The organism is Mesobacillus sp. ABV4_180, assembly GCF_056158485.1.
Genome location: NZ_JBSWTJ010000001.1, coordinates 2,066,546 through 2,078,790 on the forward strand (window position 1 = coordinate 2,066,546; position 12,245 = coordinate 2,078,790).

Annotated in this window: 17 protein-coding genes and 1 other annotated feature; of the genes, 14 read left to right on the top strand and 3 right to left on the bottom strand. The window is 38.2% G+C overall.

The window, feature by feature from the left end; translation table 11 throughout:
- Nucleotides 1-10 precede the first annotated feature (10 nt).
- Both ACXAEA_RS10540 and argS read left to right on the top strand, forming a co-directional pair.
- Nucleotides 11-484 (top strand): GNAT family N-acetyltransferase, encoded by a 474-nt coding sequence (locus ACXAEA_RS10540; protein ID WP_475095836.1) that lies wholly within the window; start codon nt 11-13, stop codon nt 482-484.
- A 41-nt stretch (nt 485-525) separates the two neighbouring features.
- Nucleotides 526-739 (top strand) — a binding site (T-box leader).
- 43 nt (nt 740-782) lie between these two features.
- Nucleotides 783-2,480, top strand: a complete 1,698-nt coding sequence (gene argS, locus ACXAEA_RS10545; RefSeq protein ID WP_475095837.1) for an arginine--tRNA ligase — start codon at nt 783-785, stop codon at nt 2,478-2,480.
- A 44-nt stretch (nt 2,481-2,524) separates the two neighbouring features.
- Here the strand turns inward: argS and ACXAEA_RS10550 are convergent, their stop codons facing one another.
- Both ACXAEA_RS10550 and ACXAEA_RS10555 read right to left on the bottom strand, forming a co-directional pair.
- On the bottom strand, nt 2,525-2,821 hold the full coding sequence (locus ACXAEA_RS10550; RefSeq protein ID WP_475095838.1) for a HesB/YadR/YfhF family protein: 297 nt from the start codon (nt 2,819-2,821) through the stop codon (nt 2,525-2,527).
- A gap of 140 nt (nt 2,822-2,961) precedes the next feature.
- Nucleotides 2,962-4,122: a TIGR04053 family radical SAM/SPASM domain-containing protein gene (locus ACXAEA_RS10555; RefSeq protein ID WP_475095839.1), complete on the bottom strand. Its 1,161-nt coding sequence runs from the start codon at nt 4,120-4,122 to the stop codon at nt 2,962-2,964.
- A gap of 261 nt (nt 4,123-4,383) precedes the next feature.
- Here ACXAEA_RS10555 and ACXAEA_RS10560 point away from each other — a divergent pair, with 261 nt between their 5' ends.
- The 9 genes from ACXAEA_RS10560 (at nt 4,384) to gloA2 (ending at nt 9,645) form a co-directional block, all read left to right on the top strand.
- Nucleotides 4,384-4,854, top strand: a complete 471-nt coding sequence (locus ACXAEA_RS10560; protein ID WP_475095840.1) for a hypothetical protein — start codon at nt 4,384-4,386, stop codon at nt 4,852-4,854.
- 121 nt (nt 4,855-4,975) lie between these two features.
- A complete protein-coding gene (locus ACXAEA_RS10565) occupies nt 4,976-5,179 on the top strand; it encodes a DUF1657 domain-containing protein (RefSeq protein ID WP_475095841.1) in 204 nt (67 codons plus the stop codon).
- A 55-nt stretch (nt 5,180-5,234) separates the two neighbouring features.
- Nucleotides 5,235-5,438 (top strand): DUF1657 domain-containing protein, encoded by a 204-nt coding sequence (locus tag ACXAEA_RS10570; RefSeq protein ID WP_475095842.1) that lies wholly within the window; start codon nt 5,235-5,237, stop codon nt 5,436-5,438.
- Nucleotides 5,439-5,450: 12 nt separating this feature from the next.
- Nucleotides 5,451-6,311, top strand: coding sequence for a DUF421 domain-containing protein (locus ACXAEA_RS10575; RefSeq protein ID WP_475095843.1), 861 nt, complete (start codon nt 5,451-5,453; stop codon nt 6,309-6,311).
- A 109-nt stretch (nt 6,312-6,420) separates the two neighbouring features.
- On the top strand, nt 6,421-6,849 hold the full coding sequence (locus ACXAEA_RS10580) for a hypothetical protein (protein WP_475095844.1): 429 nt from the start codon (nt 6,421-6,423) through the stop codon (nt 6,847-6,849).
- 372 nt (nt 6,850-7,221) lie between these two features.
- Nucleotides 7,222-8,238: a C40 family peptidase gene (locus ACXAEA_RS10585; RefSeq protein ID WP_475095845.1), complete on the top strand. Its 1,017-nt coding sequence runs from the start codon at nt 7,222-7,224 to the stop codon at nt 8,236-8,238.
- A gap of 252 nt (nt 8,239-8,490) precedes the next feature.
- Complete coding sequence (locus tag ACXAEA_RS10590; RefSeq protein ID WP_475095846.1) at nt 8,491-8,847, top strand: STAS domain-containing protein; 357 nt, start codon at nt 8,491-8,493, stop codon at nt 8,845-8,847.
- A 4-nt stretch (nt 8,848-8,851) separates the two neighbouring features.
- Nucleotides 8,852-9,253, top strand: a complete 402-nt coding sequence (locus ACXAEA_RS10595) for an anti-sigma regulatory factor (RefSeq protein ID WP_475095847.1) — start codon at nt 8,852-8,854, stop codon at nt 9,251-9,253.
- Nucleotides 9,254-9,258: 5 nt separating this feature from the next.
- Nucleotides 9,259-9,645, top strand: coding sequence for an SMU1112c/YaeR family gloxylase I-like metalloprotein (gene gloA2 / locus ACXAEA_RS10600; protein WP_475095848.1), 387 nt, complete (start codon nt 9,259-9,261; stop codon nt 9,643-9,645).
- A gap of 97 nt (nt 9,646-9,742) precedes the next feature.
- On the opposite strand, the gene ACXAEA_RS10605 is transcribed toward gloA2, so the two are convergent.
- Nucleotides 9,743-9,877, bottom strand: a complete 135-nt coding sequence (locus ACXAEA_RS10605) for a BA3454 family stress response protein (RefSeq protein WP_475095849.1) — start codon at nt 9,875-9,877, stop codon at nt 9,743-9,745.
- A gap of 281 nt (nt 9,878-10,158) precedes the next feature.
- Here ACXAEA_RS10605 and ACXAEA_RS10610 point away from each other — a divergent pair, with 281 nt between their 5' ends.
- The 3 genes from ACXAEA_RS10610 (at nt 10,159) to ACXAEA_RS10620 (ending at nt 12,154) form a co-directional block, all read left to right on the top strand.
- On the top strand, nt 10,159-10,308 hold the full coding sequence (locus ACXAEA_RS10610; RefSeq protein WP_475095850.1) for a hypothetical protein: 150 nt from the start codon (nt 10,159-10,161) through the stop codon (nt 10,306-10,308).
- A gap of 131 nt (nt 10,309-10,439) precedes the next feature.
- Complete coding sequence (locus tag ACXAEA_RS10615) at nt 10,440-11,048, top strand: hypothetical protein (protein WP_475095851.1); 609 nt, start codon at nt 10,440-10,442, stop codon at nt 11,046-11,048.
- A 968-nt stretch (nt 11,049-12,016) separates the two neighbouring features.
- Nucleotides 12,017-12,154 carry a hypothetical protein gene (locus ACXAEA_RS10620; protein ID WP_475095852.1) on the top strand — a complete coding sequence of 46 codons (138 nt, stop codon included), beginning with the start codon at nt 12,017-12,019 and terminating at the stop codon, nt 12,152-12,154.
- Nucleotides 12,155-12,245: the final 91 nt, after the last annotated feature.

Here is a 12,245-nt window from a genome sequence, read left to right on the forward strand (position 1 = left end):
GGGTATGTATGTGATCAATCTTGTACGTGTTCAGCCGGAGGACGAAACCACACTCCATAATTTAATTCAATTTTACATTTATGAATTCACTGTTTTCCAGGAAATCAGGCTTGAGGAATATGGAAGCTATGCTCCGTTTGATTTAAAGCCATATTGGACTGATTCCGATTTGTTTGCGTATTTTATTATGCATGATGATGAGCTTGCAGGGTTTGCAATGGTAGAGCGCGGTGAGCCAAATGTTATCCTTGAATTTTTCGTATTAAGGAAATTTTACCGAAAAGGTTTTGGTAAAATGGCGGCGAATAAATTGTTTGATCAGTTCCCGGGTAAATGGAGCATCACGCAGGTGGAAAAAAATGAACCTGCCAGGAATTTTTGGCGTAAAATAATTGGAGAGTATACTGACGGAAATTACATTGAAAGTTTGGATGAAAGGAATAGAACCATACAGGAATTTGATTCATCACTTATCAGAAAATAGTTGTTGAATTTCCATTAACTGTTGTATATAATGGTAAAAATATCTAATCGATGATAAAGAGAGTAGTTATTCTTTGTTTGCGACAGCGAGCCAGGGCCGGTGGAAGCCTGGTGCTACAGAATGATGAAACGCACTTTTGAGATGCTTCCTGAATAGAGTAGGGCAGGCCGGAAATGACTTCCGTTATCAATGAAAGCAGGTTCCTTGTTTGGAACAATTAGAGTGGTACCGCGGGCTTAAACTCTCGTCTCTTTTTATAGAGACGGGAGTTTTTTATTTTTCACAAGGGGGTTTAGTAATGGATTACGTCAAAATATTTGCCGAAAAACTCGCTTCAAAACTTGAGGGAATCCTATCTTTTAAAGAAATTGAACGCTTGATTGAGAAACCAAGGTTTTTAAATCAGGGAGACTTAGCCTTCCCATGCTTCCAGCTTGCCAGGATTATGAGAAAGCCTCCTGGTAAGATTTCCGAGGAATTAAGCAGTCAATTACAGATTGTAGATGGTGATTCATTTGAAAGAATCGAGGCAGAAGGAGGCTATGTCAATGCATTCTTGAACAAATCGAGGACATCAAAAGAAGTTTTGTCAGAAATACTGGAGTATAGCCATTCGTACGGCAATCTACAATTAGGAAAAGGCAGAACAATCACGATTGATTTGTCTTCACCTAATATTGCGAAGCCATTTTCAATGGGCCATCTTCGTTCAACAGTGATTGGAAATTCACTTTCCTTAATATTGGAAAAGTGTGGCTACGAAATTGTGAAAATAAATCATTTAGGGGATTGGGGAACTCAATTCGGCAAGTTGATCACAGCTTATCAACTTTGGGGAGCAGAGGATAAAGTCAAAGAAAATCCGATCAAGGAGCTGCTATCGCTTTATATCCGTTTTCATGAAGCGGCTGAAAGCCAGCCAGAACTTGAACAAGAAGGACGGGACTGGTTTAGACGACTTGAAAATGGAGATGATGAAGCTCTTCAACTATGGGAATGGTTCAGGGAAGAATCCTTGCTGGAATTCAAGAAAATTTATGATTTAATGGGCATTCAGTTCGATTCCTATGCAGGAGAAGCGTTTTATAATGAAAAAATGGATGTGATCGTGGAATTGCTCAAAGATAAAGGACTTCTGGAAGAATCGGATGGAGCGCATGTAGTCAATCTCGATGAAGCTGAGCTTCCTCCTTGCCTGATAAAAAAATCGGATGGAGCAACATTGTACGCAACCCGTGATTTGGCTGCCGCTAAGTACAGGCTAGAGAAGTATGATTTCACGAAATCATTGTATGTAGTTGGAAATGAACAAAGCCTTCATTTTAAACAGCTGAAAGCCGTTTTGAAGAAAATGGGGAACAAATGGGCGGAAGACATCATCCACATTCCTTTTGGCATGATGCTGAAGGATGGCAAAAAAATGTCCACCCGAAAAGGGAAGGTCGTCCTGCTTGAAGATGTACTAACAGATTCCATTCAATTGGCTAAAAAGAATATAGAACAAAAGAACCCTCATTTATCAGATAAGGAAGAAACCGCAAAGATGGTCGGTACAGGTGCAATTATGTTCCACGACCTGAAAAATTTCCGTATGAACGATATAGAGTTTTCCCTGGAAGAAATGTTAAAGGTGGAAGGGGAAACCGGGCCGTATATCCAATACACAAATGCACGTGCACAATCCATTTTACGTAAAGCGGCGTTTGATGGAAAATATGAGCAAATTAACCTCGAAGGATCAGCAGAGTGGCCAGTCATAACCGAACTATTAGCTTTTAAGGAAGTTGTAAAAGGTGCAGCCGAAAAGTATGACCCCTCTCGAATTGCAAAATATATATTGGATCTGGCCCAATCCTTTAATAAATATTACGGTGAAGTGAGGATACTTGAGGAAAATGCTGAAAAACAATCACGTCTGGCGCTGGTGCATTCGGTAAGTATCGTGCTGGAAGAAGGCTTGAGACTGCTGGGAATAAAAGCGCCGAAGGAAATGTGATGAATAAAGAGCCTCTGGTTTAATCCAGGGGCTCAGTTTTGGATTTAATGATGCTCCTTATAATCAGCAAAAATTTCTCCAGCACTATCGCTGTATTTGATTTCCAAGTCTGTGTCTTCAAAGAACCAAGTATCATTCGATTCTACAAAAAATGTAATCCCATCAATCTCTTGCTGCTGAGCGGCAATGGCGGGGGCTTCGAGTGAAAATGCAAGGCTATAGCCTTTGTTCTTGCATCCAAACCCTGCGTATTGAGGATATAAGCGGATGAAAAACGGCTTTGGAGTATCAAATTCCTTTTCAAACCATTTGTATGCGTGTTGATCAATCAAGATTGTCATCTTTGCACCATCCTTTCGTTGATTTAATTGTAAAACTTTATAAATGCAGAATTCCGTGCTTTATGTCACAGTAATTCCAATGTCATTAAAGTGTCAAAAATTAAATAACAGCCCCATATAAAGAGGCTGCCTTCCATTGTTTATAATCTTTTTTCCTTCTTTCGCATTGCTTCAGGTATATAGACACAGAATGGTTCGCTGCCCATATAGTCACCTGTTACCGCAAATGTTCTTGAGCGGGACCCACCACAAACATAACGGAATTCACATACACCACACTTACCCTTATACTTGTCAGGACTTCGCAAATCTTTGAACAATGGTGATTTGCGATAGATTTCTGCCAGAGGTTTTTGGCGTATATTTCCACCAACCAACGGCAGCAGTCCTGATGGCATGACGTCACCAGTATGGGATATGAAAACAAATCCATTCCCGTCATTTACTCCCTTAGGAGCACGTTTCAAGCCATCAAAGACGGAAGCCATGTTTTTGGTCAATGTGTCTTCGTATCGGATTTCACCTTTATTCACCATATTTTCACGTGCTTTTTGTTGGAATACCACACGTCTGTAATGCTGTGCTGCAGTCGTTTTTATATCATATGGAGCAGTTTTGCTCAGCTCGTAAAGCCATTTGAACACTTTTTCATGTTCAGCTAAATTGAGGCACGCATCAAGCTGACCTCGGCCTGTAGGAACCAGCAGGAATATGTACCACATTACCACCTTCAGCTCTTTCATAAGTTCAGCCATTTGTTCAAGATGTTCATAGTTGTACCGTGAAATGACCGTGTTAAGCTGTAATGGCATATTCAATTCATTTATATACTTAACTTTTTCAATTGTCAGGTCAAATGAACCTGGAGTTCCACGAAAGTAATCATGAATCTCAGGTGAAGGACCATCGAGGCTGAACGCCCATCTGGAAAGGCCAACTTCCTTTGCCTTTTCCATCTTCTCTTTCGTCACATTATCAGTCGCACTTGGAGTCATTGAAACGCGCATCCCTTTTTTGACTGCATAATCAGCAAGGTCAAACAAATCCTCACGCATCATGCAGTCACCGCCTGTAAAAACAAGCATAGGATTATTCATTTCGTAAATTTGATCGATTAACCGCAAACCCTCATCAGGTGACAATTCCATTGGATCGGGTTTATTTTGCGCATCCGCCCGGCAATGCACACATTTTAGCATGCAAGCCCTTGTTACCTCCCAAATAACAATATAGGGATTTTCATTAAAATCGATTCCATCAGAATGATACCCTGTATTTGCTCTACTTACAATTCCTTGCATTTCAAATTCACCATACTTTATCTAGATTTATAAGATAAGTATAAAATTGGCCGGATATTTTGCATGTAAGGAATGTTACAGAAAACCTACATTTCAAAAAATTATATAAGCGATTATTTTACATAGGATTTATACAAACATCCCGATGTACTATTTAACGAATAAATTGAAAAAATTAATACTAAATTTTGAAACCTCCTCTATTTTTAATCCGTCTATTTTATCGGAACCATTTGCCATTGGTGAAATGAGGGATGTGAAGTGAGGAAATCAGTAAAATGGGGCTTTCTGACTTTATCAATATTACTTTGTATCCTTGGCTGGGGAGCCTATAGTCTTTATAAACCAAAACCATCATTACTGGAAGTGGTTGTTGAGAAAAGGGCTGTCCAGATTGAACCGGTTATGTTCATTATGAAAAAGTGGGGCAGAACAGCTGCTGATGACACTGAATTCGAACCGGTTGCTTTAGCAAAAAAGGATTCACCTATTGTCATCGCAGATTATGATGAAATAAAATTGGCATTCAAACAATTACCTATTTCCGTCCAGTGCTATTTATGGGATATTGATACCGGCAAACTAGTTTATAAAGGATTGAACGGACATCCATTAGATGTTCAGGACACAAGCATTGCATCAGGCGATTATGCAATGGAAATACGGGCTAAATGGAAAAATGGATATGCTCTTTATAATACAAGGATTATTGTCAAAGATGACCTGGAATGAATACATAACAGCCATTGGTATTGGTCCCAATGGCTTTCTTTTTGCTGAACAAACAGGAATATTTCTTTTTATCACAGCCATACTAAAATAGTATTAATTTTCTTAGAAAGAAGGGACCATAATGACAGTTGGAGCTCAAGTAAAACAAACACTCGCTGGTCTAAAAAGTGCTCAGGCAAGTTTGGAGACTTTTGCACTTGGAACAGAAAATCAGCAAGCAAAACAGTTGTACCAATCCGCTGCTCAACAAACACAGGCAATCATTGATAGCATCCAGCCACGATTGCAGGAAATTGAACAAGAAGAACCACAATATAAACAATAAGAACTGGGAGGGCAGGGGGAACCCGCCCTTTTCCTATATGGAAAGGTGAGATAAATTGACTGTTGCAGCAAATGTGAACCAAACCTTATCGACAATCAAAGGAATAGAAGCACAATTATCATCTTTGGCTTTAAATACGACAGTACCTGAAGCTAGCAAGATATTCCATGAAACGATGCTTGTGATCAATGAAATTAAATCTGATCTGGAAAATCGAAAAATTCAGCTTGAAATAGAAGAACCTCAATATAAAGGGTAGAGGTGTCGGAAAATGAATGATTGGACGCATATACTCATATCGTCAGTCTTGTTTTTGGTTACATTGTTTGCCATAACAAAGCTAGGCGGGAAAAAGCAATTGGCGGAGTTGTCTTTTTTTGAATATGTATCTGGAATAACGATTGGGAGTATTGCAGGCGAAGTCATCATGGGGCTGGATGGTAATATGTTTCATGGTGTTTTAGCCGTTACAATATTTGGAGTTTTTACATATGCACATGACTTGATAGGAATAAAAAGCAAGAAATTTCGCGATTTAATTGAAGGAAACGCTACGATTTTAATAAAAGATGGAAAGATTTTAGAGGAAAACCTGAAAAAAGAAAAATATACGATTGATGAATTGAACTCTCTCTTGAGGCAGAAGAATGTCTTTAAAACAGCTGATGTTGAATTCGCAGTCCTAGAACCAAAAGGGGACTTAAGTGTCCTGCTCAAAAAAGAATTGCAGCCAATCACGGCAAAAGACTTGAATTTACAGGTTGCACCCGAAAAAGAAACCCACACAGTCATAATGGATGGGAATGTACTGAATGATCAATTAGCAGCTGTAGGGAAAAACAGAGGGTGGCTCGATATTGAATTAGCGAATCTGGGTGTGACATTGGACAACGTTTTTCTTGGGCAGGTGGATTCCTATGGCCAATTGACAGTTGATATATATGATGATCAATTACAGATACCTACTCCTAAACCTCGAAAGCTCCTGCTTGCCATGCTGAATAAATGCCAGGCTGATCTGGAGTTATTCGCTTTAGAAACAGATAGAGCTGAAGCAAGGAAAATGTATAGCCAGAACGCAATTAAACTGGAAACAGCTATTCAAAAAGTTAAGCCGTTCCTGAATGATTAGAGAGTATATGTTGTAATCTTTTACCGGTATATCGTAAGGCAGAAACCAAATACTAATTGATGGAGAGGTATGTTAGATGCTTCTCTAAATTAAAAAGGGGTGCTGCCAAATGAATAGATCCGCTTGGATTTCAACATTGATGAGGTCAAACCTTCCTCAAGATATAATGAAAACGTTCGGATACAAACGGAAGAGAAATCGCTCCATGGCCTATTCGTTAATGGGTGTTGTAGCAAGCGCTGCAGCCGCTTATGTCTTCCGTAACAGAATGGGCGGAATGAGGCAGCTTTTCCAAAATTCAAATACACAAACAGCTTTCAATAAGCCAATGGCTGCAGGAATCACCGAATTTGCGAAAGAAATCACATCGGGCTTGAGTGATGGTGCTTCAAAAAACGGGTCAGGACTTCATTCAACTAGTTCTACAAACCCCGGAAGCGGCCAAATCATCAGCCAAATTGCGTCAGCAGCTAAATCAACAAGCAATCCACAGCAAGTTGATGAACTGGCAAACAAATTGATTAAAACGAATCTTTAAAGCGAAACAGCCCGCAACTGCGGGCTGTTTCGTTTTCGTCTTGTAAATTCCGCTTCTTTATAATATTTTCTCTTCTATCATAAAATCAGGACTATTTTCACTTGTTTCCTTTATTACATACGTAGAGAGATTTTATTTTATAGGTTACAGCAAGATTAAGCTTATATTTCAATAATGTTACAGATATATCAATTTTACAGGAAAAAAGAGCCTATAAACCCTATTAATATAAGGTTTAGGCTCTTTTTTGCATGAAAACGGTATTTTTACCAAAGGAAAACTATTCCTCACAAACCATTATTTATCGATTCAAAACTAGTTTAGGAAATTTTACTATTATCTAGTAAGCGAAATCAAAGGAGTTGCTCTAACATGAAAAAACAACTTTTGACAGTGGCTGCAACGGCCGGATTTTTATTTACTTCTTTCAATGGATCTGCAAGCGCACATGAAAAATTTCACACTGTTCAATCAGGAGATTCTTTATGGAAGCTTTCACAAACATATAATGTAGGTGTTAAGGATATTCAAAATTGGAATAATCTTTCAAGCTCTATTATCTATGTAAATCAAAAACTATCGGTTCTCGCACCTCACAGTCACACAACTGCAACAAATGCTAACGTTAGCTCATCTGATTCTACTTATATGGTAAAGTCAGGCGATACTTTATGGGGAATATCAAAATCCTATGGAATGTCTATTAGCGGTCTTAAATCGTTAAACGGTTTAACATCCGATGTGATCTATCCCGGACAAAGATTGAAGGTATCTGGTTCTGCTGCTTCTACATCATCTTCAGCACCAGCAAGCTCTTCAAGCACTTATACAGTCCGGAGTGGTGACAATCTGTCTACCATTGCTGCTCGCCATAATTTATCGCTTTTACAATTGAAATCTATCAACAACCTAACATCTGACCTTATTTTTCCGGGACAAGTCCTTAAACTTGCAGGAACTGCTTCATCACCAGTTGCAACTAATGTTTCTGCTCCTAATACTCAATTAGTAGCAACTTATGCTTCTACATCAAAGGTTAACGCATTGATCACTGAAGCGAAAAAGTATATTGGAGTTCCTTATGTCTGGGCAGGAAGCACACCATCCGGTTTTGATTGCTCCGGTTATCTACATTATGTGTACGCGAAAGTTGGAATTTCAATTCCGCGTACAGTGGCATCTATTTGGGATGCAACAAAATCGATTTCATCTCCACGTGCAGGGGATTTAGTATTCTTTGAAACTTATAAACCAGGTCCATCTCATGCCGGTATTTATCTTGGCGACGGTAAGTTTATTCATGCTGGTTCGTCAAGAGGTGTAGAAATCAGTGACATGAAGAATTCTTATTGGAAGCCACGCTATCTTGGTGCAAAAACAACGTTTTAATACAGCTTTTTAACCTTTACCCAGCGCGCGCTATTTAAAACCTCCTTTTTGGAGGTTTTTATAATTTTTCTATTAAATCATTTCATATAATTTAAAGCAACTTTTAATTTGTAAACTTCTCTGTTTTTAGCGTATAATCCAATTAAAATGTTATTTGCTAAAGTGCAAGTGTAAGGATGTCCACATCTGGGTGTGAATTTATTTGTACATAGTGAATTCTGGTGAGTCTAATGATTTGGAGGCATATGTGAAGTGAGAATTCCTATATTAAAATTAAAGGATTATTTATTGGTATCAATACAAGTTGAGCTTGATGACCAGACAGTATTGACTTTTCAAGAGGATCTTCTAAATAAAATAAAAGATACTGGAGCAAAAGGTGTCGTAATTGACTTAACTTCTGTTGACATGATTGATTCTTTCATTGCTAAAGTGTTAGGTGATGTCATTGTCATGACCAGCCTGATGGGAACTAAAGCCGTGTTGACAGGAATCCAGCCAGCAGTGGCGATTACTTTGATTGAATTAGGCATTACTTTGGAAAATGTCCAAACAGCTCTGGATCTCGAACAAGGAATTACGATATTAAGCCAGTTGTTAGAGGGTTAGCCATATGACAGGACCTATAGTAATAAATATAAATAATGAATTTGATATAGTGCTTGCTCGCCAGAAGGGACGGGAAGTTTCGAAAGATCTTCAGTTTGGGAGTGTGGACCAGGCAAGAATCACGACAGCTATTTCTGAGCTTGCAAGAAATATCTATCTATACGCCGGTACTGGTCAGATTACGATTAGTGTCCTGGAGGAAGCAGGAAGAAGAGGAATCCAGATTTCGGCCTCAGACCAGGGGCCAGGAATCAGCGATATCCGGATGGTCTTGCAAGACGGCTATTCTACATCTGGCGGCCTTGGAGCAGGTCTTCCAGGCGTAAAAAGGCTAATGGATACTTTTGATATTGATTCAATGCCGGGGACAGGGACTACAATCACGATTAGCAAATGGGCAAGGTGATTGAAATGAACCTTAATAAGCTCCATCATATTGCAATAATCTGTTCCGATTATGAAAAATCAAAAGATTTTTACGTAAATGTCCTCGGGCTTAAGGTGATTTCTGAAAGTTATCGAGAAGAGCGCGAATCATTTAAATTGGATTTAGCAGTAGGAACACATTGCCAAATCGAACTCTTCTCGTTTTCGGAGGTTCCAGATCGCCCAAGTTACCCTGAAGCAGCTGGTCTCAGGCATCTCGCGTTTTCCGTACATAACCTGGCCTCTTCTGTCGATTATCTAAAATCATTAGGAATTGATGTTGAGCCGATACGAGTTGATCAATTGACACAAAAGCAATTTACTTTTTTTGCGGATCCAGATGGCTTGCCCATTGAATTATACGAAGATTGATTAATCTTTACCTCATTTTCATTTCTCCGCCGGAATTTATTTTTTACTTTCATAAAAAAAGGATGTTCCTCAAACTTAGGAACATCCTTAAATTTATTTAGATTGTCCATTGCTTCATCACTTGTTTGCGAGCCATATCCAGGATTTCTTCCTCTGTTGTATCGCGGTCCGCGATTACATTCGTTAAATAATTTTTCCCCTTTAGGTCTACAGTTACCGTAACTTCTCTCATTTTCGCACAATCCTTTCTTACTGTTTTACTTGATGAATTCCGTGTTATTGATATTACCAACATGAAGGAAGAAGTAAACATTGAGTACTTGCTGTTTTTTAAATTTATTTTATTGCTCGTAATAACTTCAAAGAAAGACAGTAATGACTTATTGTTTAAAAACTAAACCATAGTACTAAAATTGAAACAAATGATTGTTCAGTTTCAGCAACGGCCGATTAATGTTTACCAGGCTTTTATTTGGGAAAAGACAACCATACCTTGTTAAGGAGGGGAACATAATGTTAAATGACAACGAGAATACGAAAAGCCTTGCTGATTATGAACGTGAAAAGTTAGGGAATGAAAAGAATATTGATGAGTTTAAGAATCAAGGAAGGGTTCCCGACCAGCAAAACCGGTTGAAAGACAAGGAAAATTTAAAGAAATAAAATGTAAACAGTTTATTTAGACCACCTTCATATGAAGGTGGTCTATTTTATTTTTCAGAAGGAAAATATTTACTCCTTGTCGAATATAAATTATTGAAATATAAAGAAATCAGAAAAGGGGAATATTCAATTTGAGCGTACATAATGCTGACCGTGCGGGAAGCATGCTGATTACATCTGCTGTGATCCTGTTCTTTGCATCCATACCAATAGGGATATTTATCGTTAGTTTTATTCATCAATCATTCTATTTAAACAAATCGCACTGGTTTTTTGACAGTCCGATGTCATCCTACATAGCAATGGTAGCGATGTTCCTGATTATTCCTGTATTATTGATCATCTTAGCTGTTTATCTTTTTAAGACTGAAGATTCCAGGAAAAGAAGAATGAATATTTTATCAATTTCAATCGTTACATTCTTCATATTTGCTGCAGGTATCTACTTAAGCCTTGACAATTATTATTACATGGACAAAAGCGGTCTATACTACGACGAATTATGGGAAATTGAAAAAACAGAATACTCCTGGGATGAGATCACAGAAATGAAACAAATCAACAAAAAAGAGGGTGGAACCTTAATACCGGAAAAACTCATCTTTACATATAGTAATGAGAAAATTGAGCTTCCATTATCACCAAAGCTGCGTAACGAAATCGATCCAGTAATTGATTACTTAGAGAACACAAAAGGTCTAGAGCTTATATATGTTGAAGTTACAGCAGAAGAAGAATAGAGGCTGACTCAAAAGGTCGAGTAAATTCGTTGCATTTAAAAATAAATTTAGAAACCTGAGTTGATTGGAGTGAAAGGCACGAAGACTCCTCCGAAAATGCTAACACATTTCCATCGTGCGTGAGCAGGTTCGAGGAAGCAAAATCAATGTCCTGCGGGCTCATCTGGACAGGTGAGTCCCCGCAGACGCCAACGGCGGCGAGGAGGTTCAGCCCCCGGCCCCTCGGAAAGCGAAGCTCCTGGAACGGAAATCAACGGACAATTTTTACAATCCGACCAAAAAATAAAGAGGGTGCCAAAAAGTTATACTTTTTTGGGAGACCCTCTATTTTTGTTGTAGCAAATCCATAACAACTACAACTATCGTCTGGATTCTCTAAAAAAATATTGAAAACAATATGCCAGGATGGCAAATGAGTATATCACGCTAAAAAAATAAAGAGGCTGTAATCGATCAAGCCTGTATACATTCATTTTTTTGAAAAGATTACTTACTGGAAAAGCTAATATGAAATCAATTACAAGGTTTATCCCTAAATACTGCCAAATGCTCCCGTATGCCAATCGAAAGATCCAGAGATTCGCAACAAAAAAGGGACCTAAAGTAAAACTGAGATCATTGAAAATCTTGGTGCCGAGTCCCCCTGAAACTCTCCATAACTTATACGGAGTTGATAACAATAACAGGATGGAAACGAGGCCAGTTACAAAGAGTGTGACAGGCAAAAATAGCTTAAATGCACGTTTTGGATACAATAACAAAGTAGACCAGGATAGAAGCACCATCCCAAGCCTGACAATATTCACTAACATATGTACTCCTTTCTAATTCAACAAATATAATGCATAGTTTCTCCATATTTACAAAATATAATAGGACAGCAGTGGATGTTTTCAATTGAATAAAAAAAATATTTATGATAAATTAACCACATACGCGACTTTTGTCCTATTAAGGAGAATTTTGCCATGATCAATGAAGAAGAAAAATTGATATTTTTGAAAGAACTTGGCCGTTTAATTGACGACTTTAATAGATGCTGTGACGATGACTATCAAGACCAAATCTATGAGGAAATTATGCATTTAATCAGCATAATTAACTAAATGGTGATCGAACTACATATATAAAATGCCTGAACTGCTTCTATCTTAGGAGTGGTTTTTATATTTCTATACAAATTTTTCAGGGAAGGGT

Excerpts from the sequence above, each read along its gene's own strand:
- argS (WP_475095837.1), top strand. The coding sequence starts at position 783 with ATGGATTACGTCAAAATATTTGCCGAAAAACTCGCTTCAAAACTTGAG.
- ACXAEA_RS10550 (WP_475095838.1), bottom strand. The coding sequence starts at position 2,821 with ATGACAATCTTGATTGATCAACACGCATACAAATGGTTTGAAAAGGAA.
- ACXAEA_RS10555 (WP_475095839.1), bottom strand. The coding sequence starts at position 4,122 with ATGCAAGGAATTGTAAGTAGAGCAAATACAGGGTATCATTCTGATGGA.
- ACXAEA_RS10565 (WP_475095841.1), top strand. The coding sequence starts at position 4,976 with ATGACAGTTGGAGCTCAAGTAAAACAAACACTCGCTGGTCTAAAAAGT.
- ACXAEA_RS10575 (WP_475095843.1), top strand. The coding sequence starts at position 5,451 with ATGAATGATTGGACGCATATACTCATATCGTCAGTCTTGTTTTTGGTT.
- ACXAEA_RS10580 (WP_475095844.1), top strand. The coding sequence starts at position 6,421 with ATGAATAGATCCGCTTGGATTTCAACATTGATGAGGTCAAACCTTCCT.
- ACXAEA_RS10585 (WP_475095845.1), top strand. The coding sequence starts at position 7,222 with ATGAAAAAACAACTTTTGACAGTGGCTGCAACGGCCGGATTTTTATTT.
- ACXAEA_RS10595 (WP_475095847.1), top strand. The coding sequence starts at position 8,852 with ATGACAGGACCTATAGTAATAAATATAAATAATGAATTTGATATAGTG.
- gloA2 (WP_475095848.1), top strand. The coding sequence starts at position 9,259 with ATGAACCTTAATAAGCTCCATCATATTGCAATAATCTGTTCCGATTAT.
- ACXAEA_RS10605 (WP_475095849.1), bottom strand. The coding sequence starts at position 9,877 with ATGAGAGAAGTTACGGTAACTGTAGACCTAAAGGGGAAAAATTATTTA.
- ACXAEA_RS10610 (WP_475095850.1), top strand. The coding sequence starts at position 10,159 with ATGTTAAATGACAACGAGAATACGAAAAGCCTTGCTGATTATGAACGT.
- ACXAEA_RS10620 (WP_475095852.1), top strand. The coding sequence starts at position 12,017 with ATGATCAATGAAGAAGAAAAATTGATATTTTTGAAAGAACTTGGCCGT.